Here is a 25,886-nt window from a genome sequence, read left to right on the forward strand (position 1 = left end):
TCCAGCCCTGCGAAGCGGGAACGTGCCCATGTCTGACGTGATCGGTCTGGTCCTGCCGTTCTTCGGCCTGATCTTCATGGGTTTCCTGGTGGCGCGGATCACGAGGCAGCCGCTGGAAGCGCTCGGCTGGATGACGACCTTCATCGTCTATGTCGCGCTGCCGGCGCTGTTTTTCCAGCTGCTTGCCAAGACGCCGTTCGAGCAGCTGACGGAATGGGGCTACATATCAGGCGCGGTGTTTTCGACCTTCATCATCTTCGCGCTGATGTTTGCGGCATCCTACCTCAAGGGGCGGGGCGAGATCGCCGAATCGACGATCAAGGGCCTAGCCTCGGCCTACGGTAATATCGGCTATATGGGGCCAGGGCTTGCGTTGCTGGCCTTCGGCGAGGAGGCGGCGGTGCCGGTGGCGCTGATCTTCTGCTTCGAGAACATCATGCATTTCACCATCGCGCCGATGATGATGGCGCTGGCAGGCGACGAGCCGCGCGCGCCGATGAGCGTCGCGCTGGACGTGGTCAAGAAGATCGCCTTCCACCCGTTCATCATCGCCACGGCGGTCGGGGTGCTTGCGGCCTATGTCGAGTTCCGGCCGCCGCTTCCGGTCGAGAGATTCCTCGAATATCTGTCGCGGGCGGCAGCCCCTTGCGCGCTGTTTGCGATGGGCGTGACGCTGGCGCTTCGGCCGCTCAAGCGGGTACCGCACGAGATGGTACCGATCGCTCTGCTCAAGCTGATCGTTCACCCGCTGCTGTGCTACGTCGTGCTGAGCTGGATCGGCAATTTCTCGCCGGTATGGCTGTTTTCGGCGGTGCTGCTGGCAGCCCTGCCGACTGCGACCAACGTCTTCGTCATCGCCCAGCAATATGGCGTGTGGGTCGAGCGGGCGTCGGCCAGCGTGCTGGTGACGACATGCGCTTCGGTGCTGACGGTCACCGGCCTGCTCTACATGATCCAGCACGGCATACTTCCGCCGGATCTTTTTCCTTAAAGACGCTATTCCGTCGAGATGTCGCGCGGGCGGCGCGGCGAACGCAGGCTGTATGCGATCGACGAAAAGCCGCTGCCCGGGCGAAGGCCCTCACGCATGAAGAAGGCGCGCAGCGGCGAGAAACCGCCGAGAAAATTGAGCCCGGCACTGCGGGCGAGCTGCGCCGGCAACATGTCCGACAGCAACGACCTGTTGAGCAGGTTGACCGCGCTGGTGCGGGCAAGAATGTCGGGCCGGCGTGCCGAGTCGTAGGCGGCAAGCGCTGCCTGCGCGCCCGGGTCAGCGGCATGTTTCAACGCCATTTCAACAAGTTGGTCGACATCCCTGATGCCGAGATTGAGGCCCTGGGCGCCGATCGGCGGAAACACGTGCGCGGCCTCGCCGACGAGGGCGATGCGGTTCTGGGCAAAGCGCTGGGGCAACGAGGTCGAGAGCGGGTAGATCTGGCGGCCACCCTCGACGGTGACGCGGCCGAGCATCGATTGCATCTGGTGTTCGACACGCAGCGACAGTGCCGCGTCGTCGAGATCGGCGAACTGCTTTGCCGTCTCGGGCCGCAGCACCCAGACGAGGCTGGAGCGACGGCCGGGCAGTGGCACCTGGGTGAACGGGCCGGTTTCGGTGTGGAATTCGGTCGAGGTGAAGGCATGGTCGCGGCTGTGGGCGAAGTTCAGCACCAGGGCTGCCTGCGGCAGCGTGCGGGCGGTTGCCGAAATGCCTGCTGCCTGGCGCGCCGGTGAGTTTCGTCCGTCTGCGGCGACCGCCAGCGGTGCAACCACCGTCGTGCCATCCGAAAGCGCTGCCGTGACCTGGTGCGGTTCGGTCGTCCAGTTGTCCACCAGGGCCCGGCGCCATTCGATTCCTGGATGGGCCTCGACCGACTGCTGCAGAACGGCATTGAGGACGCGGTTCTGGAAGTTGAAGCCGAAATGCTCCTCATCTATCTCGCCCGCGCGGAACGTGACGATCGGGCTGCGGACCAGCCGCGAGGTGCCATCGATGATGCGCATGACCTTGAGCGGTGCGGCGTCCGCTTCCAGGGCATCAAGAACGCCGAGGCGGGTGAGGAACTTGAGCGCGGGGACCATCAGGGCCGTGGTACGTCCGTCGTCGGCGCGCGCCGGCGGTCCGGCAAGCACGACGCAGAAACCGGCTTCGGCAAAAGCGAGCGCCGATATCAGGCCAACCGGGCCGGTGCCAGCCACCAGAATGCGGGTTTTCGTGTCGACGCTCATCTGCCGCCGTCCATGCTTGCGAGGTGCCGAATGCGCACCTTCATCATCCCGGTATAAGGCAGGCACAAGCCATTGATCAACGCGGCGTTTCATCCCATTCGACCGGGCGCGCGGCTTTCCGTTGCGTCACTATGGCTCGATTATTGTTCATCTTTTCATGAAGTTGTGCCGAACTTCACCGTGCACGCCATCAACTCTGCTTTCGGCTTGTCTGGGAAGCGGCGCTGCTATTAAGTGCCGGATGAAAGGGAGTTTGCCGATGCCAAACAGGATTGCGCCATGAAGGAAGAATTCATGTCCTCCTGCCGCAGCAGTTCTCCCGCACATGCTTGTCTTGCGGCGTCGTTCATCCGGCCCATTTCTGCAAACTCGATTGGCGGCAACCGTGAAGCCTAAGAAAGTCACCTGGCCGCAAGCGCGCGCCTTTTCGGTACATCTGCTCACCGCCTCGGGCTCTTTCCTGGCCTTCCTGTCGCTGGTTGCGGCAAGCGAGGAGCGCTGGACGGCGATGTTCTGGTGGCTGGGGCTGGCACTGTTCGTCGACGGCATCGACGGGCCGATCGCGCGCAAGCTCGAGGTCAAGGAAATACTGCCGACATGGTCGGGCGAATTGCTCGACAACATCATCGACTACGTGACCTACGTGCTCATTCCGGCCTTCGCGCTCTACCAGAGCGGCTTCATGGGCGAAGGGCTGTCGTTCCTGTCGGGCGCGATCATCGTCGTGTCGAGCGCGATCTACTATGCCGACACCGGCATGAAGACGAAGGAGAACTTCTTCAAGGGCTTCCCCGTCGTCTGGAACATGGTGGTGTTCACCTTGTTCGTCATCGAACCGGGGCAGTGGGTCTCGTTCGCGGTCGTCGTCATCGCCGGCATCCTGACCTTCGTGCCGATGAACTTCCTGCATCCGGTGCGCGTCGTGCGGCTGAGAAACATCAACCTGCCGATCACGCTGATCTGGTGCGCCTTCGGGGCCATCGCCCTGGCGCAGGCGATGCATGCCAGCGACTGGGTCAAGATCGGCATCGCCGTCAGCGGCATCTACCTGTTCTTCATCGGCGGCGTGATGCAGTTCTTCCCCAGGCTCGGCGCCAAGCCGGGTTTCGACGCAGAGAAAGACTGACGCCATGCCGAAAGCCCTGCGAGTCCATGCCCATGGCGGCCCCGAGGCGCTGGTCTACGAAGAGGCCGAGGCCGGCCGCCCCGGTGCGGGCCAGGTCCTGATCCGGCACACCGCGATCGGCCTCAATTTCATCGACGTCTATTTCCGCACCGGGCTCTATCCGGCGCCGAACGGCATGCCGGTGATCCCAGGTGGCGAGGCGGCCGGCGTCGTGCTGGAACTCGGCGAGGGCGTCGAAGGCCTCGAGGTCGGCGATCGTGTCGCCTATGCCGTGCCGACCGGAGCCTATTGCGAAGAACGGGTGATTGCCGCCGACAGGCTGGTCAAGGTGCCCGACGGCATCAGCGACGAGCAGGCCGCGGCGATGATGCTGAAAGGCATGACGGCGGAATACCTGTTGCTGCGCACCTTCAGGGTGAAGGCAGGCGACACGGTGCTCTATCACGCCGCCGCCGGCGGTGTCGGGCTGATCCTCGGGCAATGGGCCAGGCATCTCGGCGCAACGGTGATCGGCACGGTAGGCTCGGACGAAAAAGGCGAGCTCGCCAGGGCGCATGGCTTCGACCACGTGATCAACTATCGCGACCAGGATTTTGTCGCCGAAGTGGCCAGGATCACCGACGGCCAGAAATGCGATGTGGTTTATGACTCCGTCGGCAACGACACATTTCCCGGTTCGCTCGACTGCCTGCGGCCGTTGGGAACCTTCGTCAGCTTCGGCCAGTCGTCGGGACCGATCCCGCCATTCAGCATTTCGCTGCTGGCGCAGAAGGGCTCGCTCTATGCAACGCGCCCGACCCTTTTCGCCTATAATGCGAAGCGCGAAGATCTGGTCCGCTCGGCCGAGGCGCTGTTCGATGTGGTGCTCAACGGAGCGGTCGAAATCAGGATCAACCAGCGTTATGCGCTACGCGACGCCGCCCGGGCACATGCCGATCTCGAAGGCCGGAAGACCACCGGAACAACGGTACTTATTCCTTGAATTGTTGCTGGAATCCTTGAAGCTCTTTCAACTTGTGACATGCTTTGCGCCGGGAGCAGGACGCGCCTACCATGCTCCCGGGAACATAAAAAAGAACTGACAATGGGAGGCGTTGTGGACACAACCCCTTTAGCCAATGGTCGGAACCTACTTGAGGTTCGCGGCCTGACGAAGATATTCGGCACGCTGAAGGCGTGCGACCAGGTTGACCTGACCATCGCCAAGGGCGAAATCCATGCCCTGCTCGGTGAAAACGGCGCCGGCAAGTCGACCCTGGTGAAGATGCTGTTCGGCTCGCTGGAGCCTAATGCCGGCGAAATCCACTGGAACGGCCAGCCCGCCAGGATCACCAGCCCGGGCGTTGCCAAGAAGCTCGGCATCGGCATGGTCTTCCAGCATTTTTCGCTGTTCGAAGCGCTGACGGCTGCCGAAAACATCGCCCTTTCGCTGGCCGACGACACGCCGATCAGCACGATTGCCGCCAAGGCGCGCGCACTGTCTTACAGCTACGGTCTGCCGCTCGATCCGGAATCGCTGGTCGGCGACCTGTCGGTCGGCGAACGCCAGCGCATCGAGATCATTCGCTGCCTGCTGCAGACGCCGGATCTGATCATCCTCGACGAGCCAACCTCGGTGCTGACGCCACAGGAAGCCGACAAGCTGTTCGAGACCCTTGAGAGACTGCGCGCAGAAGGCAAATCCATCCTCTACATCTCGCACCGGCTGGACGAGGTGAGGCGGCTTTGCGACAGCGCGACGATCATGCGCCACGGCAAGGTGGTGGGACATTGCAACCCACGGCTGGAGACGCCGTCCTCGCTGGCGCGGATGATGGTCGGCACAGAGGTGAAGAACGCCGAGCGCACTACGGCTGCGGTTCGCGGCGAAGAGCTGCTCAGCATCTGCGGCATGAGCCGCAAGCCGGCCGGGCCGTTCTCGATGCCGCTCAAGAACATCTGGCTGAGCGTCGCGGGCGGCGAGGTCATCGGCATTGCCGGCGTTGCCGGCAACGGCCAGGGCGAATTGTTCGAAGCGATTTCGGGCGAGGCACTGCAGGAAAGCGCCGACGCGATCCGCATCCGTGGCAAGTCGGCCGGGCGCATGGGTATATCGGCGCGGCGCCTGCTGGGTGCTGCCTTCGTGCCTGAGGAGCGCCTGGGCCACGGTGCGGCACCGCGCATGCGGCTGTCGGAAAACCTCCTGCTGTCGCGCCACACCACCGACGGCAAGGTTTTCGTCGGCACCGGCGGCATGGTCAAGTCGGGCGCGATCCAGAAGGCGTCACAGCGCATCATCGCGGCGATGGACGTGCGCAAGAGCGCGCCCGATCCAGAGGCTGCGGCACTGTCCGGTGGCAATCTGCAGAAATTCATCATCGGCCGCGAGCTCGACCGCAACCCCGCCGTGATGGTGGTGAACCAGCCGACCTGGGGCGTCGATGCCGGTGCCGCGGCGCGCATCCGCCAGGCGCTGATCGAGCTTGCGCGCGCCGGATCGGCGGTGCTGGTCATCAGCCAGGATCTCGACGAGCTGTTCGAGATCTCCGACTCCATCGCGGTCATGCACAATGGCGAGTTGTCGAAGCCGATACCGATCGCCGAAGCCACCCTCGAACGCATCGGCCTGCTGATGGGGGGCGCCGAACCCGGCCATCTCGATCCTGCGAAAGAGGTGGCGTGATGCGCATCGAACTCGTCAAACGCCCCGAACGCTCGCAGCTGTTTGCCGCTTTTTCGCCCTTCATCGCGCTTGGGCTGACGCTGATTGCCGGCGCGATCATGTTCACGGTGCTCGGCAAGGACCCCGTCGAGGCGCTGTACTATTACTTCATCGACCCGCTGCGCGAGGTCTGGTCGCTGCACGAGCTGGCGGTCAAGGCGGCACCGCTGATCCTGATCGCTGTCGGGCTGTCGATCTGTTTCCTGTCCAACAACTGGAACATCGGCGCCGAGGGCCAGTTCATCATGGGCGCCATAGCCGGCTCGATCCTGCCGGTCATGTTTCCGGAGTTCCAGTCGTGGATCGTCCTGCCGCTGATGCTGCTCATGGGCATCGCAGGTGGCGCGGCCTATGGCGCCATTCCGGCCTATCTCAAGGTCCGCTTCAACACCAACGAGATCCTGACCAGCCTGATGCTGGTCTACGTCGCGCAATTGTTCCTCGACTGGATGGTGCGCGGTCCCTGGCGCAACCCTGAGGGCATGAATTTTCCCGAGACGCGAACTTTCAGCCCGAGTGCGGTCCTGCCCGAGATCTGGTCGGCGTCCGGCCGCGCGAACTGGGGTTTCGTCTTCGCCATCGTTGCAGCTGTCGCGCTTTGGTTCATGCTGTCGCGCACACTGAGGGGCTTCGAAGTGCAAGTGCTCGGGCAGAGCCCGCGCGCCGGCAAGTTCGCAGGATTCTCCCAGTCGCGCATGGTGTTCTTCGCTTTCCTGGTTGCCGGTGGCCTTGCCGGCCTGGCCGGCATTTCGGAAGTATCCGGCGCGATCGGCCAGCTCAGGCCGACGATCTCGCCCGGTTACGGCTTTGCCGCGATCATCGTCGCCTTCCTCGGACGCCTGAACCCGCTCGGCATCATCGCTGCGGGGCTGGTGCTGGCGCTGTCCTATCTCGGCGGCGAGGCGGCGCAGATCTCGATCGGCGTATCGGACAAGGTGGTGCGCGCTTTCCAGGGCATGCTGCTGTTCTTCGTGCTCGCCTGCGACACACTCATCCTTTATCGCGTCCGCTTTGTCGGCTCCTCCGCTGCAAAGACCGTGGAGGCCACCCAAAATGTTTGAAGGTATCCTGATTACGATTGCGACAGCGGCGACCCCGCTGCTGATCGCCTCCGTCGGCGAACTGGTGGTCGAACGCTCCGGCGTGCTCAACCTCGGCGTCGAAGGCATGATGGTGATGGGCGCCGTGACCGGTTTCGGCGTGGCGCTGGCCACGGGATCGCCGTGGCTCGGCGTGCTCGCCGCGATCATCGTCGGCGCGCTGTTTTCGCTGCTGTTCGGCTTCCTGACGCTGACGCTGGTGACCAACCAGGTGGCGACCGGCCTTGCGCTGACGCTGCTCGGCCTCGGCCTTTCCGGCATGCTGGGCGAAAGCTTCGTCGGCCAACCGGGCGTGAAAATGGACTACATCTACATTCCCGTGCTGACCGACCTGCCGCTGGTCGGCAAGCTGTTCTTCGGCCAGGACCCGCTGTTCTACGTTTCGCTGCTGCTCACCGCAGGCGTCGCCTACTTCCTGTTTCGTACGCGGGCAGGGCTTACGCTGCGCTCGATCGGCGACAACCATACCTCGGCGCATGCGCTCGGCATCAACGTCATCGGCATCCGCTACCTCGCGGTGATGTTCGGCGGCGCGTGCGCGGGTTTGGCCGGTGCCTATCTGTCGCTCGTCTACACGCCGCAATGGATCGAGAACATGACGGCAGGCCGCGGCTGGATCGCGCTGGCGCTGGTCGTGTTCGCCTCATGGCGGCCGTGGCGGGTGCTGGCTGGTGCCTATCTGTTCGGAGCAGTATCGATCGGCCAGTTGCATGCCCAGGCCCTGGGCATCGGCGTGCCGTCTCAACTGCTTTCTTCGCTACCCTATCTGGCTACTGTCGTTGTACTTGTTCTAATCTCGCGCAACAGGCGACTGACGATGGTAAACACTCCGGCTTCATTGGGGCGGCCGTTTGTGCCAGATCGCTAAGGACATGATGTCGACTCGCGACCGCCCAGCGGTGCTCGAGGGAAGATCATGTCTCTGGGACTATAAAAAGGATGGGATAGTGCCCCGGGCAACCAGTAAGAGGAACAACAGTATGAAGAAGACAATTCTGTCATTGGCCGCGGCCGCTGCCGTGATGTCGTTCGGCACAATGGCGGCTGAAGCCAAGGTCAAGGCCTGCTGGGTCTATGTCGGCCCGATCGGCGACTTCGGCTATTCCTACCAGCACCACCAGGGCCTGCTGCAGGCCAAGGAGAAGTTCGGCGACGAGCTCGAGACAGCATATCTCGAAAGCGTGCCGGAAGGTGCGGACGCCGAACGCGCCATCGAACGCTTCGCGCGTTCGGGCTGCAACATCATCTTTGCAACCTCCTTCGGCTTCATGGACCCGACCAACAAGGTCGCCGGCAAGTTCCCGGACGTGAAGTTCGAGCATGCCACCGGCTACAAGCGCGAGCATCCGAACGTTGCGACCTACAACTCGAAGTTCCATGAAGGCCGCTACGTGCAGGGCGTGATCGCCGCCAAGGAATCGAAGGCCGGTGTCGCCGGCTACATCGCTTCCTTCCCGATCCCGGAAGTGGTGATGGGCATCAATGCCTTCATGCTCGGCGCGCAGTCGGTCAATCCGGACTTCAAGGTCAAGGTCGTGTGGGCCAACACCTGGTTCGACGCCGGCAAGGAAGCAGACGCCGCCAAGGCGCTGATCGACCAGGGCGTCGACATCATCACCCAGCACACCGACTCGACCGCCCCGATGCAGGTTGCGACCGAGCGCGGCATCAAGGCGTTCGGCCAGGCATCGGACATGATCAAGTTCGGCCCGACCACCCAGCTGACCTCGATCGTCGACGATTGGGGCCCGTACTACATCGAGCGCATCCAGGAGGTCGTCGACGGCACCTGGAAGCAGAGCGACATCTGGGGCGGCATGAAGGAAGGGCACGTCGTGATGGCGGCCTACGCCAACATGTCCGATGAAGCGAAGAAGCTGGCCGAGGAAACCGAAGCCAAGATCAAGTCGGGCGCTTTCAACCCGTTCACCGGTCCTGTGACCAAGCAGGACGGAACCGAGTGGCTGAAGGCCGGCGAAGTGGCTGAGGATGGCGTGCTGCTCGGCATGAACTTCTACGTCAAGGGCGTCGACGACAAGCTGCCGCAGTAAGCAGATCGATCGTTGCGGGGGCGCCTGTGGCGTCTCCAAAAAAGAACCCCCGGTCTTGCCGGGGGTTTTTTGTTGGGTTGGCGATGGGGCATTGCCGCCTTGCCGGATGTTCGCGGATCAGACGGCCGAGCCGTAGAGGTCATAGGCGTCGGCACGGTCGATCTTGACGGTGACGATGTCGCCAACGCGCAGCGGGCGGCGCGACTGGATATGCACCGAGCCGTCGATCTCGGGCGCGTCGTATTTGGTGCGGCCCTTGGCCGAAGTACCGTTCGCCTCGTCGATGATGACGGGCAGGCGCTTGCCGACTTTCCTTGCCTGCTGGGCGGCTGAAATCTTCTGCTGGCGCTGCATGAAGCGATGCCAGCGGGCTTCCTTGACCTCTTCCGGCACCTGTTCGAGGCCGAGGTCGTTGGAACGCGCGCCGCTGACCGGCTCGTATTTGAAGCAGCCGGCGCGATCGATCTTGGCCTCGTCGATCCAGTCGAGCAGCATTTCGAAGTCTTCCTCGGTCTCGCCGGGGAAACCGACGATGAAGGTCGAGCGGATGGCAAGATCGGGGCAGACATCGCGCCAGCCGCGGATGCGCTCCAGCGCCTTCTCGCCATGGGCGGGGCGGCGCATGTTCTTCAGTACCTGCGGCGAGGCGTGCTGGAAGGGAATGTCGAGGTAGGGCAGGATCTTGCCCTCGGCCATCAGCGGAATGACGTCGGCGACATGCGGGTAGGGATAGACGTAATGCATGCGCACCCAGATGCCGAGCTCGCCGAGTTCCTCCGACAGGTCGAGGAATTTCGCGCGAACCTCACGGTCCTTCCAAGGGCTGGTCGCATATTTGATGTCGATGCCGTAGGCGCTGGTGTCCTGGGAGATGACCAGCAGTTCCTTGACGCCCGCGTTGGCGAGCTTTTCCGCCTCGCGGAGCACGTCGCCGGCCGGGCGCGAGACCAGGTCGCCGCGCAGGTCTGGAATGATGCAGAAGGTGCAGCGGTTGTTGCAACCCTCTGAAATCTTCAGATAGGCGTAGTGGCGTGGGGTGAGCTTGACGCCCTGCGGCGGCAGCAGGTCGGTGAACGGGTCGTGCGCGGGCGGCGCTGCCTCGTGGACGGCCGTCATGACGCTCTCATAGGCCTGCGGGCCGGTGATGGCGAACACGTTGGGGTGCTTTTCGCGGATCAGTTCCGGCGTCGCGCCCATACAGCCGGTGACGATGACCTTGCCGTTCTCCTTCATCGCCGTGCCGATGGCGTCCAGAGACTCGGTGCGCGCGGAATCGAGGAAGCCGCAGGTGTTGACCACCACGAGGTCGGCGCCGTCATGCTTGCGGGCGATTTCGTAGCCTTCGGCGCGGAGCTGCGTGAGGATGCGTTCGGAATCGACAAGCGCCTTCGGGCAACCGAGGCTGACAAAGCTGACACGGGGTGCTGCGGTCATAAACGGGTTCCAATGGATACGGGCCGCAACCCTTGAGGGCCGGCCCGGAAGTCTTGAATTTTCTCGATCTGTCGGCTCTGAAAAGAGCTCAATTCGGGCGGCGCAATAGCACAAATCGGCGCCCAAGCAAACTGGCTGATGGCCACATGCAAGAAAGGGCCGGATTGTTCCGGCCCTTTTTCGTCAATCGTGTCAGCCTCAGTGGGCAGGGGCGCTATGTCCGCCGAACCATTGGCTCAGGAAGCCAAACTGCTCCGGGAACTGGTCGACAGCACCGTCGAGCAGCATCTTCAATGCGACGTAGAGGATGATGACCAGGCCGATATAGGCGATCCAGCGAAATTTGTGCAGCAGGCGGGCGACGAAGGAGGCGGCGAAGCCCATCAGCGCGATCGACAGGGCGAGGCCGATGATCAGGACGGTCGGATGGTCCATGGCCGCGCCGGCAACGGCGAGCACGTTGTCGAGCGACATCGACACGTCGGCGATGACGATCTGCCAGGCGGCCTGTGCGAAGGTCTTGCGCGGACCCTTGCCGGCGATCTTGCCGTCCCTATCGTAGTCGGCATCCGACAGCGCTTCGGTGGCTTCATGTTCCTGTTCGTGGCTGACACTCAGTTCGCGCCACATCTTCCAGCAGACCCATAGCAGCAGCAGGCCGCCGGCGATGAGCAACATCGGGCCGATGGCCAGGAGCCATTGGGTGATGAGCGCGAAACCGATGCGGAGCACGGTCGCAGCGGCGATGCCGACGAGGATGGCCTTCTTGCGCTGATCGGCGGGCAGTCCCGCGGCGGCAAGGCCGATGACGATGGCGTTGTCGCCAGCGAGCACGAGGTCGATAGCAATGACCTGCAGAAGGGCCGTGAAGCCTGCAGCAGTGAATATCTCCATCGGGCGGGACCTTCTCCATTCAGTTCCAGCGACTGGAGGTGGGCTATAACGGTCGATGCTTGCTCGTCAACCGGCTATGGCGGTGTTTGCGCGAAATACGCAAAAACCGGGGCTTTGCTGACGCCAGCCTGACGAAAAGGGGGTGTAAATCATCGGTTCAGCGGACAGAGCGCGGACATGGCCGGCCCGTGAAAGCGGTTATTCGCAGGCGTATCTGACACGCCCGGTCGGACCGGTGATGGCACGGCAAGACATCGGCTTGGCGCTGCCCGCGGCACTCTCGGAAGCGCGGCGCGGCGCACGTGTCACCGGGCGCGGGCCAGGCTGCTGGGTAACGAAGCGGATTTCCGGACCCGCCGGGAAGGACGCGGCTTGAGAGCTTTCGCTGGCAGCGCGCCTGGCGTCGTCGTCCTGCCAGAAGCGCCTGGAGTCCATCGGCTTGGGAATGATGACGGTTCCGTCGGACGAGCGGCTACAGCCGCCGACCGTCGTGGCCGAAAGACATAGGGCAAGCGCGGGCGCCAATTTCCAACTTAAACTCATGCGAGTTCTATATCGCGGTCGGCGGCGGCGATAAAGTACTTGCAATCAAGCCGTTGTGCTAATTCGCAAAATTCTTCTGCGACAGCAAAGTGGGCATGTGAAAGCAGGCGAGGGGCTGTTCTTCATTGGTAACCACCAGCAACTCGCCCGAAGCGTCGATATCGAGCCCTTTCGGGCCGCCTTCTTCTGGATTGTGGCGCCCTTTTTGAAAGGTTTGGTCGTCAATGACCCTGAAAGAAAGCACAGGCGCATATTCGCCCGACCAGCCGTTACCGGCACGGCGGTAGACATGTACATAAGGCGAGCCGGCGTCGGCGACATAGATCATGGTGCCGTCCGGCGAAAATCTGAGGCCATGGGGGTAGCCGACGCCGGAAAGCGTAGCGACATGAGCCGACCGGCGATCGAGCCGCGTCCGGTTGTCGAACAGAAGCACCGAATGCGTCATGTGGTTGCTGATGGCGATCCATGCCTTGTCAGGGCTGATTGCGATGCCATCGGGGACATCAAGCCCTTGCTCCAAAAGAATGGAGTTTCGCGGTAGCGACCAGCCACTACCGAGCCTGACGACGTGTCTCGTGACCCGGTGCTTGTAGTTGTTGCATACGAGAAGTTCGCATCGTCCATTGTTCATGGCCGACACGCATACGGAGCCGGGCGTGGAAATACGTCGGCTGAGGCCAGCGCGACGGACGACAAGCGACGGCGATAAATCGTGGACGCGCTGCGACCCTGAACCGGCAGGCAGATCGAAAACGGTGACTGCACCACCGCGGTTGGCCACCACCAGTGTCCGATTGTCGATAAAATCGAAACCATGCGGATCCTTGAGGTCGGGCGAATGCAGCTCGAAATAGTCCCTGACATGCAGGATCGGCTTGCCGGCAGAGCGGACGAACTCGATGTTGAACAGCAGGCACATGCTCCTGCCGAAGCCGGCGAGCGCGAGGTGCCGGAAATCAGGTGAAAAACGCAGGTCTTCCGTTCGGCCGAGGCGCGCGATGACCTGCCTGACATGCTCCGCCACCACGAATTCAAGGTCGGCAGGCCTGTCGTCAACGACGATCGTGCGGTTGGGGACGGCGATGTTCATGTGCGGCGGTCCAAAGCCGGTCCTTGCCACGATGACGGCGGACGGCGCGATTGCTCAGCGGTACAAATCATGACTGCGGGAGTCGTGACAAGGTGTGTCGCATCAGCAATTGCTGAAATGCGAGCCGCAGCGATCACAGCGTGGTTTCCACCGACGTCAGGGTCTTGGCGATCGCCTGCTTGTACCTCTCGAATTCGGGGGACGTCTGCTTCACTTCTCGTGTGGTCGTAGGCGCAGACGGCTGCGTCGCGATCGCCGGTGCACGTCCGGTCATTTTCTTTTCGGCCCAGGCAACGACATAGCTGGCGTTCTTGCCGGTCAGGAACGGATTGGCCTTGATGACGACCGCTCCAAGGACGTCGGCAATCATTGCGTCGCCAGACGCCGACAGGATCTGATGCGCGCCTTCCATACCGAGGAAGTGGCACAGGTAGAGCCGCCCGGCAGTGATCTGGTGGCCCCGCTGCTTGAGATAGGATTCACCCTCGCGGGCGAGGTTGCGCACCATTTCGCGCGAGATCGTCGGGTCGAAGCGCAATTCGAGCAGTTCGGCAGTCGACAAGGTACTGGCCAGATCGGGCCGGTAAGTGTTCATCATCCTGATCCAGGTCTTGGAGATGAATTGCCCCAGGCCTGTCGCCGACGATAGCGGGTTCTTGGCGCGGGCGCTGCCGCCGCTTTCGACGTGGATGATGCGGTTGGTCAAAACCTCGATGGCTGAATCGTCCGAGGAAGCCGTGACGACGGTGGTCGCGGCTACGGTGACGGTGACCGTGCCGAGCGGATCGATGGCCTGGCCGTCCTGGTAGAGCTCGAAATGCAGATGCGGGCCGGTCGACAGACCCGTGGTGCCGATATAGCCGATGACATCACCGGCCTTGACGGTGGTTCCGACGCTGATGCCGTCAGCGAAACGCTGCATGTGGGCATATCGGGTTTCGCGATTGTTCGCGTGAGTGATGCGGATGAGATTGCCGTAACCCTTGCCATCGCCCTCGAACGCCACCTGGCCGTCGAAAGCTGCGGCGATCGGCGTGCCGATGGGCGCTGCCCAGTCGACGCCCTTGTGAATGCGGACTGTCTTCAGGATCGGATGCTTGCGTGGCCCGAAGGTCGACGTCATGACGCCATTGACCGGCGTGACCATGCCATTCGTTGTCGCCAGAGAGCGAACCTGGTCGTCACCGCTGACGCACGAGAACTGACCGTCGCTCTGCAGGAAGACGAAGCACTCGAGCTTCTTGTCGGTGCCGTGAACGCCGACATACAGCACGCGGCCGGCGAGACCGTCCTTGCCGCGCGCCGTTTGCGAATAGAGCAGGACCAGCCGCTGATCTTCGGTCGCAAAGGCGTTCAGGTCCTGGCCGCGCGACAGGTACATGATCGCTTCGCCGAGCACCCCGGTGGGGACATTGTTACGGGCGGCTGTCGAATAGATGGCGTCGAGCAGGCGGTACTGGCGCTTCTGCGCTCCTGCCTGCGGCGCACCGGAATAGTTGAACAGGTCGTCGCGCACCCACGGGTCGACGCCGGAGGCGAACTGGCCGGCCGCATTGCGGGCGAGCGTGCCTATGAACCTGTTCATGGCGTAGACCGAAACCTGCATCAGCGCCATTGCGGGCGCGCCACGTCGTGGCCTGAAGCCGCGCAGGGCGACGACATAGCCGGGTTCGAGGTTGTCCAGCTTGAAGAGCGCCTTCAGGGCGTCGCTTGCCAGCCTGGCTTCGGCTGCGGGGAAGCGTGCTTCAAGGGCCACGCTTTCGAGAGTGCGGTTGGTGAGTATCTTGACGAAGATGTCTTCGGTCGCCTCGAACCGCTCGGGCTCCGGTGTCACGGTTGCCACGCTGGTGTTGTTTTCGACGGCGGTCTTCTCGAATGCGGGCAGGGCAGCTTCGCCCTGGTCGATGGTTTCGCCCCAGCCCGCGCCGAGATCGGCTGCGTCATCGCCCTCGGGCTCGATCTCATCGAGATCGATCGCCGAGGGTGGTGCAGGCTGGATATCCACTTGCTGCCCTGCAGCAGGCTCGGTCACCGCGCGCTGCGCCTGGAAGAAGGCAAAGTCTTCCTGCGTCGACGGGATGGCAGTCATGAAGCGTTCGCTGGAACTCAGCATGGTGTCGGAAAGATATTCGATACTGGGCGAGATACCGTCCTCGACGAGGTCGAGGGGACGGGTCATGGAACGGCGCTTGGTCTCGCCTCCGGCCTCGTGCGCCAGGTTGATCCACATCGGATCGCCGGCGAGGTCGACAATGGCAGGCACGTAGATGGCGGCGTCCGGCGGGACTGTGTCCACGTCCTCGGTCGGCGCGAGATCGCCCTCATATTCGCCTGGCAGCCAGTAGCTGGAGGTGAAGTAGGCGGCCGAAGCAATGGCGAGCAACAAGACGATGCCCGCCGCGACCGTTACCTTGAACTGGCGTTCACGCTTGCGCCGCGCCAAACGCTCCTGCTTCTGCAACTTGAAGCTGGCATCGATACCGTGCGTCATGGCGAGCGCCCGGTGAGAAAGAACGTCCAGCGCGCCTGGTCGAGCGTGTCGACCTCAAAGAACCGTGCGGCGATGTGGCCGCGCTGCCAACACTCCTCGATGCCTCGCACGGTGAAGCGCTTGCGCTCGACACACATGTCGGTCGAGCCGCTCAGGATCGCGTTGCCGAAGACATCCGTGGCGTAGATGTAGACGTAGCGGTTGGAGAGTTCGTCGCGGATGACATTGACACACTGGTTGGCACCGATGGTCCACCAGCCGTCGGTCTGGAAGGCGCTCTCTACCTCCTGGCCGACGGCAAGATTGACGACGTCGAGGGTCTGATTGCAGACGGTGAACTCAGCGCGGGCCTCGGCGGGCGCGAACAGCAGCGACAACGCCGCCACGCATACGGCGGCAAGCATCACGCGAGCCGCTGCGGCGGCGCGCTCGAACATGGTCGCGTCGTGTCGCCGGCCTCTATCGGCCTCCCGCCAAAATTTCAGATGATGCACTGTCGGTCGCGCCCCGAATCCGCACTAGCACAATGGTGACGTTGTCCGTTCCGCCGCGCGACAGCACCTTCGCGAGCAGGTCCTCGCAGGCGGCCTGCGGCGTCGCCGACGCCACCGAAGCCTCGATCTCGGCATCGGTGACGTGCGCGGTGAGACCGTCGGTGCCCAGCACGAAGACATCGCCGGGGCGGATTTCGCCCTGGCGGAAATCGACTGCGATATCGTCGCTGACGCCGATGGCCCGGGTGATGACATTGCGCCGCGGCCAAGTGCGCGCCTCTGCTTCGGTTATCGCGCCGCGGTCGAGCAGTTCCTGAACCTCGGTATGATCGCGGGAGACCTGGGAGAGCTTGCCGTCACGCACCAGATAGACGCGGCTGTCGCCCAGCCACAGGCAGGCAAATTTTCCGTCCATGACCAGCAGGGCGGCTACGGTGGAGCCGATGGTCGCACCGCGCTGGTCGGAAATGTCGCGGATGTCGGAATGCGCCTTGCGCAGACGGTCCTCGAAACGCGCGCGCAGGTCAGGCGCGGAACTGGCGATGCCGATCGTCGCGAGATGCTCGATGATGCAGGCCGAGGCGACTTCGCCGGCATCGTGGCCGCCCATGCCGTCGGCGACGACCCACAGGCCGCTGCGCGGCTCCATCAGGTAGCTGTCTTCATTGATCTGGCGGACGCAGCCCTTGTGGCTTACGCCATAGCTTTCGAAGGGGAGGGCAACATTGCTCAATGGCCTCAAGCGCTTCTCGAGCGCCCCTCTGCGTTGCGTGGAAACGCTCGCGCCCGCCAGTCTGCCACAGGGCCGGGCATTAGAGTATCGAAATCAACATGGCGGCGTGCCGTTGCGCCGGGTCAAAGGCCTTTCGGACAGGTGAAGTCGGAGAAAGCAGGGAGCGCAAATGGATTGCCCGGCGGATTGACCTGGACCGTGTAGGCGACGTCGCGGCCGCCGATGACGAAACGCAGCTCAAGCTTGTCGCCGTTGAGGGTGGAGGTGCCGGCATCGAGCAGACGCTTGAGGGCCCATGGCCCCTCGAACCTGAGGGCGGAGTCGCGCCCGGGCAGTTCCGGCGTCAGGCTGAGATTGGCGGAGCCGGCGGTCTGGCTGCCGGGCCAGGTGACGGTGCCGGGGCTGCTGCCGTTCTGATAGCTCTGCACGACCTGGCCATTGACGTCGAGCAACGCCATGTCGGCGTCGCCATGCAGTGAAAATGGGGTGAAGGTGATATTCACCGCCGGCGTCGATCCGCCAAGCGGGAAGAACGCGTCGCGGATCTCTGCGGCCAGCTGGAACTGCTTCAATGTCGATTTCGACAGGCCACGGCCGAGGCGGGACTCCTGCTTCCATTGCCATTCCTGCCCCGACATGTCGGCGAACGAGGCCAGATTCTGGGCGAAGAAGCGGTCGAGGACGCCGCTGGGCGCGAAAAGGCGGGAAAAATCGGCGATGGGCACATCCTGCGCACCGCCACCGCCGAACGGATAGCGGTTCGCGATCGCTTCCTCGCACGGACCGCTGACGGTCTGCTCGAGCATCTGGCCGAGTTGTGCCAGCGAGGTTTCGGCAACGTCGCCTTCGAAATCGTCGGCTGCGGCATGCACCATGCGCGCCAGCGTCTTCGGCAGGCGGGAGGCGTTTGCGCGGAGGTTGGAAATCTGCAGCTGGAGGTTGGCATTGACGCGGTCGCCACGGGCAGGGGCGGCGGCCGATACCGTGAGGTTCTGATAGATGGCGTGGAAATTCTGGATCAGCGCATCGATGGGCCGTTGACCGGGACGACCGTCGACCAGAAGCTGGAACGGACGGAACTGGGCCTCGATATTGGCGCCCGGCACCAGCGTCGGCGTGTTGGCAAAGGCGGCTCCGGCCCGGCTGCTCGATTTGCGGCCAGCGAGTTCGATGCCGATGCGCGCGAGCCCGTCAGCGCGTTCGTCGACGTCCGCCGCGACGGCGCCGGTGGCGCGGGTCAGTGCGGTTTCCCTGGCGATCGCCTCGAACAGCTGTGAAAGCGGCGAACTGGGCGACCCGGCAGCGGAAAGGGCCAGATATTCTGTCTTGTCCCCCGACATGGGCTTGAACTTCAGTCTGTCGAGCGCCTCGTTCCATGTTCGCGCGAAGTCGTTGCTGTAGCGTTCGAGCAATTCGGGACCGAGCCTGAGCAGTTCCTGCTCGACATCGCCTTGTTCCGCGCCTGCACCAAGCACCCACTGGTCATCGGCCAGTTTTTGCGCGATGCCGGCCAGTTGGTTGAGGTAGAAATCGTTGAAACCGGCGTAGCTGTAGAGGCCCGGGATACGAAGGCTGGACAGATCGCTGCCGTCGATTGCCTCGAAAATGAGCTTCGCTTCCGGTCCGCCTCTCGCGGCTACGGAAAAATCGGTGAGCGCGGCAGCCGAAATGGCCGACGAAATCAGGGCTGAAGCGCGGTCGGCAACCGTCATGCGGCCTAGCGCGCGTTGGGCTGCCTCGACAACGGAGCGGTTGAGCTCGATCGATGGGTTGAACTCGTCGTCGAGCGCCAGCATGGCGCGCAAGTGCTTTTCGAGGATGAGGCGGCCCTCGCGATTTTGCGGCCCCGGATAGCGGTTGCGCTCCCAGTCGGCTTTCATCCACGCAACGATCTGGTCGTCGTCGGTCCCGGGTGCCTTGCCGCCGAGCATGAGGTAGATCTTGAGCGCTTCGTAGAGCGCCGTCGGATCGCTCATCCGCGCTTCCAGCACTTGTTCCAGGCGCAGCAGAAGCCGTGGCCGAAGCATCCTTTCCAACGCCAACCGATAGGCAGCGGCAGTTGCCGAATGGAGACGCGGGCGCTGGCTCATGCCCAACATTTCCGGTGCCGGCATCGGCTCGTCGCGGCTTTCGTAGCCGGCAGGCAGGTTGCGGACTTCCTCCAGGGCATCGATGACGTTTTCGAGGTCTGTGTCGGCCACCGCGTCGGCCGTCAGCAGCGCGCTGGCCGATGAACGATAGTTTTCGGCAGCCTGGTCGGTGGCTGCGATCAGGGTCTTGTTGGCGGTGTAGCTGACCGCCATGGCCGCGAGCCCAGCGGTTGCCAGCAAGGCAATGGCGCCGAGTCCGGCATAACGCGAGAGCCTGGCGCGCCGGTCGGCGGCATCGTCGTGGGAGACCCATCCGGCTTCGGCGAAAATGACCTTGGCAAGCAGATCGTGCAGGAAGAAGCTTTTGCCCGTGCCCGACATTTGGCTGGTCGAGGCGGTGCCGAAGCTGCGGCCAATGGCGCCGAGCACACGATCGATAGGCGTGCCCTCCTGGGTGCCGGAGGAAAAATAGAAGCCGCGCAGGACGGCATTCGACTGCCGCGCCGCCGGATCGAATACACGTTCGAGAAAATCCGTGATGCGTTGCCGCAGCGAGCCGAACTGCGCGACAAAGCCGGCCGTTGAAATGCGAGCGAGCGGATCCGACTGCTCCTGGAGCCGGTCCGGGAGCTCTTCCGACAGGCGCTGCACGAGCGTGTCGAATTCGGCCGGCGCTTCGCCGACCATCGGTTTGCGATAATCCTGAGCCTGGAACGTGGCGCCCCAGACGATGCGCCGCCGGTCTTCGTCGAAAGCGCCGAAATATTCCATGAAGCCAGCGACAAGATCGGCCTTGGTGAACAGGACGTAGATCGGATACCTGACCTTCAAGACCTCGCTGATTTCCTGCAGGCGGTTGCCGATCTCGATGGCGTGCGCGCCGGCCTCCTGATCGCCAGGCGCCAGCAGATCGGCGAGGCTGATGGCCACGATCACGCCGTTGACCGGCTGCCGGCCACGGTGCTTCTTGAGCAGGGACAGAAATGCCAGCCAGTCCTTCCGGTCGCCTTCGGCATCCGAGTCCTGCGTCGTGTAACGCCCGGCGGTGTCGATCAGGACCGCATCGTCGGTGAACCACCAGTCGCAGTTTCGGGTGCCGCCGACGCCGGGGACCGGCTGCGCCGTTCCCGAGACGGCCAGCGGGAACTTGAGGCCGGAGTTGACCAGTGCGGTGGTCTTGCCCACACCCGGCGGGCCGATGATGACATACCATGGCACTTCGTAGAGGAAATTGCGCCTGCCGCTGGCACGCTTGAGCGTGGCGATGGCCTTGAGCATCCCGGTCTCCAGCAGCCCGGCATCGCCGCCGAAAGCGACACCGCCCACAGCCGCCGCTTCGAGCGCCCGTTGGGCCCTGCGCGCATGCAGCGCGCGCAGCAGGTAGACGCCGGCAATCGCGATCACGACGACGCCGATGACGACCAGGCGCAGCCAGTCGGCAGAAAACGGTCGGCTGCCGTCGAGGACAATCAGCGGTCCGCCAAACCACACGGCCGCGCAGAGGCCCGCCAGCGCCAGCAGGCCGATGATCCGCCACAGCCAGGCCGTCATGGGCTCCACCGGAAATAGCCGCCGCCGTTCATGGCGTCTCCTCGCGCCGGAGCATGATGTCGACGCGGCGGTTCATTGCCCGTCCGTCCGGGGTGGCGTTGTCGGCGATTGGCTGATCCTCGCCTTTGCCCTCGGGGGTGAGCCGCGATGCGTCGCCAAGTCCTGGCGCCAGCGCCTTGGCCACCGCCTCGGCACGAGCAACCGAAAGGTCGTAGTTGGACTTGAACGTGCCCGACTGGCGCGGCTTGACGTTGTCGGTGTGGCCGACGACCCTGATGGCGCCTGGTTCGGCCGCCAGCACAGCCGCAATGCGGCCCGCCAGCGGAGTGAATTCCGGCTTCGTTTCGGCCTTGCCGGTGTCGAAGAGCAGCGCACTGTTGATCTCGACGGCAATGTACACGCCCTTGACCTCGACGCTCAGGACGCCGCTCTGCATGTCTTGTGCAAGCGCCGAACGGATGCGTTCGATTTGCGCACCCGTCGCCACCGGCGCTACGGGGGCCACCGGCGCGGCTGGCGCGACTGGTTGCGGCTCTTCGGCCATCGGCACGAAATCCGTGCGCTGGATGGCGACCTGCGTCGTAGGCGTAAGAGCCAGGAGCTTGGCGGCGAGCGCCTCGCCCTGGCTGGTGATGTCGCCGCGCATCCAGAAGAACGCGCCGGTGACCAACGCGATGCCGGCAGCAGCAACCACCCAAAGCGGGAGCCGGGTCGGACGTTTTCCCGCCATGGCAGCCATGCCTTGCCAGTGCGGAGAAACATCGTCGTCGGAGCGCGGCCTGAAGTAGCGCAATGCGGCGTAGACGTCCTGGCGGACGGTCTCCAGGCCGTCGGCTTCGCCTGCGGCGCTGCGGAAAGGTCCCTGGAAGCCGAGCGACAGGCAGGCGTGCATGAGCTCGAGCAGGTCGCAGCGCTCCGCCGGGTCGGCCAGGACCGAATTGAGAGCCTCGAAGAAACCGTTTCCCGGAGCCTCAATGCCATAATATTGCTTCAACAGGCTGTGTGGTGCCCAGCCTTCCTGGCCGATCCCGGGCAGGTTGGCGATGACATCGTCGGCGGTTTCGCAAAGCGCGTATCTGGCGATGTGGACGTCCTCTTCGGCGACGCCTGCATCAGTTGCTTTCCATTCGAACTCGTCGATGCATGTTGCGACATGCTGGGCCAACGCAACCGCATCGACCTCGATGCTCGTCGATCGGAGATGGCCGAGCAACATCAGCAGCGGTGCCGCAGCCGCCATGATGGGGTTCGAGGCGACAAACCGGAGACTGTCCACGGCATCGATCAGCGCGTCCTGGGAGATGCCCGATCGCGCCGGCGGTTTCTCCTGCTTTGCGTCATGTCGCGCCGTGTCCGGTTTCTGATCGCCGAACGGCACGCCCTGATAGATCACCGTACCGGCAGGGGGGTCGGCGTCCGCAGTGTAGATGATCGTCGGGTTGGGAGCGGAGCCGGGCTGATCCGGCCTTGGCGCGCGGCGCGGCGATCCGCGAATAACGGTTCTGCCGTCGGAGCCGGAAGGATCGTCCTTCGAACTCATCGCCGATCACCCGTGGTTCGCGCGGCGCCCGCCCGCATGCCGGCAGGCGCCTCCTGTCAAGCAGCATCGCTTGACTGGCCAACTCTCGGAGGCATGGTAGTGCAAGGGCCCGCCGATGGGAACCGGGCGCCAGGAGCAAGGTCAACGGCGGCTGAATGCCGGACGCCTACTTCTTGCCGGCGGACTTGGCATAGGCCTCGCTGAAATAGGCGAGGAACACGTCGAGCATGCCGTTCTCGTGCGCCTGCTCCCTGGCTTCCCATGTGGCGACGAACAAATCCCAGGCGCGGCTCTTCTTGGACACGAATGACGAGCCGGGAACCTTCCGCTCGATCGCGTCGGGAGACAGCTCGGAAAGCAGGCGGGCGAGGGCTGCCTGCATCGCCGCATAGGTGGCGAGTTCATGGGTCTTGAGGTCGCGAAATGCCTCCTCGACGCTATGCTTGGCGTCGAGGTAGCCGGAGCGGCGCTGGGCGAACATGATCTCGAGGATTTCTTCCGAGCGCGGGACGAACTTCAGCGGATTGTTGTCGACGCCGCCGATCATGGTGCGCTGGCTGCTCTTGGCCAGGGCCTTCGCGGCGGCGCGTGCCTTGAGCAGCAGGGCAAGTTCGTCGACCACGGCACGCAGCACCGCGCCGACCTCGGCGGCGACATCCTTCGCGTCGCGCTGCAGGAAGACCTCGGGCGAGACGCCGGCGCCGGCGGCAATCAGCCGAAGCAGTTCACTGGCGTCGATCTGGGGAGCATGGACAGGCGGCTGGACGACCTGCTGGACAGGTGCTCGGGACTGGGACCGCGGCTGCCGGGCGGGCTGGACGGCGATGCCAGCCGCTCCCTGACCATTGGCCGTGTCGGCGAAAAACGGGTCGCCGGACTGTGAAGGCTGCCGGGCGGGATAGCCGGGATCTTCCCGCTGGGGCGGCGGAGCGCCCCAGTCGCCCCATTCGTTGCCGCTAGCGCGTGCGACGCCTTCCTCGATGGATACGGCGACGATGTAACGGCCGATCCAGATGCGGTCGCCGTGGCTGAGCGGATGAGGATCGGAAAGGCGCTGGTCCGATCCGTTGACGAAGGTTCCGTTGCGCGACACGTCGTAGAGCCAGAACGTGCCCCTGTCGTAGCGGACCTCGCAATGCAGGCCGGAAATGAAAAGATTGGGATCGGGCAGGTTCCAGTCGCGATTTTCACGGCCGATCGCGAAGCTGCGACCATCGGAGCTATAGCTCAGCGGTCCGCCGTTGGGCAGCCTGTCGACATTCTCGATGGTCAGACTGATGAACATCCGAAATTGCCCGCCAACTCGACTGTTTCCTGCAGCCTCGTTCCAATTCACCCTTTTATTCTAGCAGTTTGCGGCGACAACGGCACAGGGGCATTTCGAAGCCGTCGGTCGCGCCCGTTCCAAGTGCCCGCTTTGGCCGGCCGAAAAACTTGTGCTAAGCTTCGAAGTTGAAGTCCGGCCGTCCCCGGAGAGGCACGACGCCATGGCTAACGATCGCGCGACAGTGGTCCGGACTCCCCTTGGCGGCGATACGCTGACTTTCACCCATCTCGTCGGTCGCGACGAGGTCAGCCGCTGTTTTTCCTATTCCGTGGGCTTCGTAAGCAGCGACGCGGAGATCGATCCGCTGAAGATGCTCGGTGGCGCCGTGTCGATCGAAGGCGAGTCCGATCCGAAACGCTGGTTCAGCGGGCTGGTTTCGGATTTCCGCCTGACACGGATCGAGGACCGGCTCGCCTATTACGAGGCAACCATCCGTCCGTGGCTGTGGTTTCTCGGCAATACAACCGACTGCCGCATCTTCCAGAACATGAGCATCATCGAGATCGTCGAGAAGATCTTCTCGAAGTATGGCGCGGCCAAATTCGACAAGCGGCTGCAAGGATCGTATCCGCCGCGCGACTATTGCGTGCAATATGACGAAACTGATCTCGATTTCGTGCAGCGACTGCTCGAGCACGAAGGTGTCATGTATTTCTTCGAGCACGACGACGGCGAGCACAAGCTGATCCTTGCCGACGCCATGAACAAGCTCAAGCCGCCGAAGGGCTATGAGAAGGTGCCGTATCATTTCGAAGGGCAGGGCACCCGGCGCGACGTCGAATACATCACCGAATGGATTCCCGGGAGTTCGGTACGTCCCGGCGCCTACGCCCACACCGACTACGATTTCAAGAAACCCGGCGCCGACCTGATGGCCAAGTCCGAACAGGCCTTCGGGCACAAACTCGCGGACGGCGAGAACTACCGCCAGCCGGGCACGCATCTGGATGTCGGGCGCGGCGACAGCATTGCTGCGGTGCGCCGCGAGGAATTGCAGGCGGTGCACCAGCGCATCGCAGCTGCGGGCACGGTGCGAGGTCTCTTTTCGGGCTGCACCTTCAAGCTCGACGGCTTTCCGCGCGAGGACCAGAACCAGGAATATCTGGTGCTGAGCGTCGAGTACCGGATCTTCGACCCGAGCTATCACACCGGGATCAAGACGGAAGGCGACAACTTCACCGTGGTTCTGGGCGTGGCGCCGACAAGCCTGCCCTACCGTCCGCCGCGCATCACGCCTCGGCCGATCATGCGCGGGCCGCAGACGGCGACGGTTGTCGGGCCGTCGGGCGAGGAAATCTTCACCGACGAATATGCCCGGGTGAAGGTGCAGTTCCACTGGGACCGCCTGGGCAAGAAGGACCAGAACAGCTCCTGCTTCGTGCGGGTGTCGCAGACCTGGGCCGGCAGCGGATGGGGGTTCATCCAAATCCCGCGCATCGGCCAGGAGGTGATCATCGATTTCATCGAAGGCGATCCCGACCTGCCGATCATCACCGGACGGGTCTACAACGCCTCCCAGATGCCGCCCTACGGATTGCCGGGCAATGCGACGCAATCGGGCTGGAAATCGGACTCTTCAAAGGGCGGCGGCGGCTACAACGAGCTGATGTTCGAGGACAAGGCCGGTTCCGAGCTGGTCAATTTCCAGGCGCAGAAGGACCACAACCTTCTGATCAAGAACGATCGAACGAAGCTCGTGCAGCACGACCAGTCCGACCGCATCGATCACGACGCCAAGCATTCCGTCGGCCACAATCTGGATGAGGACGTCGGCAACAACAAGACGGTCAAGGTCGGCGTCGACCAGAAGACCGATATCGGATCGAACGACACCGAGACGGTGGGTTCCAATCGATCGCTGACGGTGGGATCCAACGAGACCATCGGCATCGGCTTGAATTCGACCGAGACAATCGGCGCCAATCATGCGCAGACGGTGGCCATCGCGCAGGCGATCACGGTCGGGGCTGCGCGCGTCGACACAGTCGGGGCCAGCGAGACGCGCACGGTCGGAGCAGCCCAATCGAACACGATAGGCGCCAGCCGCTCGGTGAGCGTGGGCGCAGCGCAGAGTCATTCCATCGGTGCCGACGACAGCTGGCAGGTCGCCGCAAATCAGACCGTGCAGATCAGTGCCGACCAGACATTCGAGGTCGGCGGCGCGAAGTCGACGACCATCGGCAAGGCGCGCAGCACCAAGATTGCCGATGGCGACACCACCGAGGTCGGCGGCGATCGTGCGCTGAAAATTGCCAAGGGCAGCCTGGTTCAGGTCGCCGAAGGAGCTGCCATCAAGGTCGGCAAGGACCTTCTGATCGAGGCCGGCGACTCCATTCTCATCAAATGCGGCTCGGCTGCCATCTCGATGAAAAAGGACGGCACCATCAACATCGAAGGCAAGGACATCACCGTCCTGGGCTCGGGCAAGATCAACGTCAAGGCATCGAGCGACATCACCATGAAGGGTTCGCAGATCAAGCAGAATTGAGGGC

At 63.5% G+C, this 25,886-nt stretch carries 19 protein-coding genes; 8 read left to right on the forward strand and 11 right to left on the reverse strand.

Annotation, left to right across the window (positions count from 1 at the left end; genetic code table 11):
• The first annotated feature begins 28 nt into the window (after positions 1–28).
• Entirely contained in the window at positions 29–991 is a 963-nt protein-coding gene (locus O1Y97_RS15945; protein WP_318761647.1) for an AEC family transporter, read from the forward strand.
• A gap of 5 nt (positions 992–996) precedes the next feature.
• On the opposite strand, the gene O1Y97_RS15950 is transcribed toward O1Y97_RS15945, so the two are convergent.
• Positions 997–2,226 (reverse strand): UbiH/UbiF family hydroxylase, encoded by a 1,230-nt coding sequence (locus O1Y97_RS15950; RefSeq protein WP_318761648.1) that lies wholly within the window; start codon positions 2,224–2,226, stop codon positions 997–999.
• 385 nt (positions 2,227–2,611) lie between these two features.
• Between O1Y97_RS15950 and pcsA the strand changes: the two genes are divergently transcribed.
• The 6 genes from pcsA to O1Y97_RS15980 all read left to right on the forward strand — a co-directional run bounded on the left by pcsA (position 2,612) and on the right by O1Y97_RS15980 (position 9,204).
• Positions 2,612–3,352 carry a phosphatidylcholine synthase gene (pcsA, locus tag O1Y97_RS15955; protein ID WP_108609896.1) on the forward strand — a complete coding sequence of 247 codons (741 nt, stop codon included), beginning with the start codon at positions 2,612–2,614 and terminating at the stop codon, positions 3,350–3,352.
• Positions 3,353–3,356: 4 nt separating this feature from the next.
• Positions 3,357–4,334 (forward strand): quinone oxidoreductase family protein, encoded by a 978-nt coding sequence (locus tag O1Y97_RS15960; RefSeq protein ID WP_318761649.1) that lies wholly within the window; start codon positions 3,357–3,359, stop codon positions 4,332–4,334.
• 102 nt (positions 4,335–4,436) lie between these two features.
• Entirely contained in the window at positions 4,437–6,014 is a 1,578-nt protein-coding gene (locus O1Y97_RS15965; RefSeq protein ID WP_318761650.1) for an ABC transporter ATP-binding protein, read from the forward strand.
• Complete coding sequence (locus tag O1Y97_RS15970) at positions 6,014–7,114, forward strand: ABC transporter permease (RefSeq protein ID WP_183261126.1); 1,101 nt, start codon at positions 6,014–6,016, stop codon at positions 7,112–7,114. The genes O1Y97_RS15965 and O1Y97_RS15970 overlap by 1 nt, the downstream gene beginning before the upstream one ends.
• A complete protein-coding gene (locus tag O1Y97_RS15975; RefSeq protein WP_318761651.1) occupies positions 7,107–8,021 on the forward strand; it encodes an ABC transporter permease in 915 nt (304 codons plus the stop codon). The genes O1Y97_RS15970 and O1Y97_RS15975 overlap by 8 nt, the downstream gene beginning before the upstream one ends.
• A 112-nt stretch (positions 8,022–8,133) precedes the next feature.
• Positions 8,134–9,204, forward strand: coding sequence for a BMP family ABC transporter substrate-binding protein (locus O1Y97_RS15980; protein ID WP_108608096.1), 1,071 nt, complete (start codon positions 8,134–8,136; stop codon positions 9,202–9,204).
• Positions 9,205–9,321: 117 nt separating this feature from the next.
• Here O1Y97_RS15980 and rimO read toward each other — a convergent pair whose 3' ends face one another.
• From rimO to tagH, 10 genes are all read right to left on the reverse strand, one after another.
• Entirely contained in the window at positions 9,322–10,638 is a 1,317-nt protein-coding gene (rimO, locus tag O1Y97_RS15985; RefSeq protein WP_318761652.1) for a 30S ribosomal protein S12 methylthiotransferase RimO, read from the reverse strand.
• A 198-nt stretch (positions 10,639–10,836) separates the two neighbouring features.
• Complete coding sequence (locus O1Y97_RS15990) at positions 10,837–11,532, reverse strand: TerC family protein (protein ID WP_318761653.1); 696 nt, start codon at positions 11,530–11,532, stop codon at positions 10,837–10,839.
• Between the two features lie 198 nt (positions 11,533–11,730).
• Positions 11,731–12,057 carry a hypothetical protein gene (locus tag O1Y97_RS15995; protein WP_318761654.1) on the reverse strand — a complete coding sequence of 109 codons (327 nt, stop codon included), beginning with the start codon at positions 12,055–12,057 and terminating at the stop codon, positions 11,731–11,733.
• Positions 12,058–12,133: 76 nt separating this feature from the next.
• Complete coding sequence (locus O1Y97_RS16000) at positions 12,134–13,168, reverse strand: YncE family protein (protein ID WP_318761655.1); 1,035 nt, start codon at positions 13,166–13,168, stop codon at positions 12,134–12,136.
• A 133-nt stretch (positions 13,169–13,301) separates the two neighbouring features.
• Positions 13,302–15,659: a M23 family metallopeptidase gene (locus O1Y97_RS16005; protein ID WP_318761656.1), complete on the reverse strand. Its 2,358-nt coding sequence runs from the start codon at positions 15,657–15,659 to the stop codon at positions 13,302–13,304.
• A complete protein-coding gene (locus O1Y97_RS16010) occupies positions 15,656–16,063 on the reverse strand; it encodes a DUF1036 domain-containing protein (protein ID WP_404801286.1) in 408 nt (135 codons plus the stop codon). Before O1Y97_RS16010 ends, O1Y97_RS16005 begins: the two co-directional genes overlap by 4 nt.
• A gap of 55 nt (positions 16,064–16,118) precedes the next feature.
• Positions 16,119–16,886, reverse strand: coding sequence for a PP2C family protein-serine/threonine phosphatase (locus O1Y97_RS16015; RefSeq protein ID WP_318761658.1), 768 nt, complete (start codon positions 16,884–16,886; stop codon positions 16,119–16,121).
• A gap of 122 nt (positions 16,887–17,008) precedes the next feature.
• Entirely contained in the window at positions 17,009–20,527 is a 3,519-nt protein-coding gene (tssM, locus tag O1Y97_RS16020; protein WP_318761659.1) for a type VI secretion system membrane subunit TssM, read from the reverse strand.
• A gap of 28 nt (positions 20,528–20,555) precedes the next feature.
• Positions 20,556–22,067, reverse strand: coding sequence for a type VI secretion system protein TssL, long form (tssL, locus tag O1Y97_RS16025; protein WP_318761660.1), 1,512 nt, complete (start codon positions 22,065–22,067; stop codon positions 20,556–20,558).
• Positions 22,068–22,233: 166 nt separating this feature from the next.
• Positions 22,234–23,352, reverse strand: coding sequence for a type VI secretion system-associated FHA domain protein TagH (tagH, locus tag O1Y97_RS16030; protein WP_183261144.1), 1,119 nt, complete (start codon positions 23,350–23,352; stop codon positions 22,234–22,236).
• A gap of 202 nt (positions 23,353–23,554) precedes the next feature.
• On the opposite strand from tagH, the gene O1Y97_RS16035 reads away from it, so the two are divergent.
• Positions 23,555–25,882, forward strand: coding sequence for a type VI secretion system Vgr family protein (locus O1Y97_RS16035; protein WP_318761661.1), 2,328 nt, complete (start codon positions 23,555–23,557; stop codon positions 25,880–25,882).
• Positions 25,883–25,886: the final 4 nt, after the last annotated feature.

The sequence above is a fragment of the Aminobacter niigataensis genome, from assembly GCF_946995915.1.
Taxonomy (GTDB): Bacteria; Pseudomonadota; Alphaproteobacteria; order Rhizobiales; family Rhizobiaceae; genus Aminobacter; species Aminobacter niigataensis.

Coding starts and splice junctions, on each gene's coding strand:
- O1Y97_RS15945 (WP_318761647.1), top strand. CDS start 29: ATGTCTGACGTGATCGGTCTGGTCCTGCCGTTCTTCGGCCTGATCTTC.
- O1Y97_RS15950 (WP_318761648.1), bottom strand. CDS start 2,226: ATGAGCGTCGACACGAAAACCCGCATTCTGGTGGCTGGCACCGGCCCG.
- O1Y97_RS15960 (WP_318761649.1), top strand. CDS start 3,357: ATGCCGAAAGCCCTGCGAGTCCATGCCCATGGCGGCCCCGAGGCGCTG.
- O1Y97_RS15965 (WP_318761650.1), top strand. CDS start 4,437: ATGGGAGGCGTTGTGGACACAACCCCTTTAGCCAATGGTCGGAACCTA.
- O1Y97_RS15970 (WP_183261126.1), top strand. CDS start 6,014: ATGCGCATCGAACTCGTCAAACGCCCCGAACGCTCGCAGCTGTTTGCC.
- O1Y97_RS15975 (WP_318761651.1), top strand. CDS start 7,107: ATGTTTGAAGGTATCCTGATTACGATTGCGACAGCGGCGACCCCGCTG.
- O1Y97_RS15980 (WP_108608096.1), top strand. CDS start 8,134: ATGAAGAAGACAATTCTGTCATTGGCCGCGGCCGCTGCCGTGATGTCG.
- rimO (WP_318761652.1), bottom strand. CDS start 10,638: ATGACCGCAGCACCCCGTGTCAGCTTTGTCAGCCTCGGTTGCCCGAAG.
- O1Y97_RS15990 (WP_318761653.1), bottom strand. CDS start 11,532: ATGGAGATATTCACTGCTGCAGGCTTCACGGCCCTTCTGCAGGTCATT.
- O1Y97_RS16000 (WP_318761655.1), bottom strand. CDS start 13,168: ATGAACATCGCCGTCCCCAACCGCACGATCGTCGTTGACGACAGGCCT.
- O1Y97_RS16005 (WP_318761656.1), bottom strand. CDS start 15,659: ATGACGCACGGTATCGATGCCAGCTTCAAGTTGCAGAAGCAGGAGCGT.
- O1Y97_RS16010 (WP_404801286.1), bottom strand. CDS start 16,063: ATGCTTGCCGCCGTATGCGTGGCGGCGTTGTCGCTGCTGTTCGCGCCC.
- tssM (WP_318761659.1), bottom strand. CDS start 20,527: ATGACGGCCTGGCTGTGGCGGATCATCGGCCTGCTGGCGCTGGCGGGC.
- tssL (WP_318761660.1), bottom strand. CDS start 22,067: ATGAGTTCGAAGGACGATCCTTCCGGCTCCGACGGCAGAACCGTTATT.
- tagH (WP_183261144.1), bottom strand. CDS start 23,352: ATGTTCATCAGTCTGACCATCGAGAATGTCGACAGGCTGCCCAACGGC.
- O1Y97_RS16035 (WP_318761661.1), top strand. CDS start 23,555: ATGGCTAACGATCGCGCGACAGTGGTCCGGACTCCCCTTGGCGGCGAT.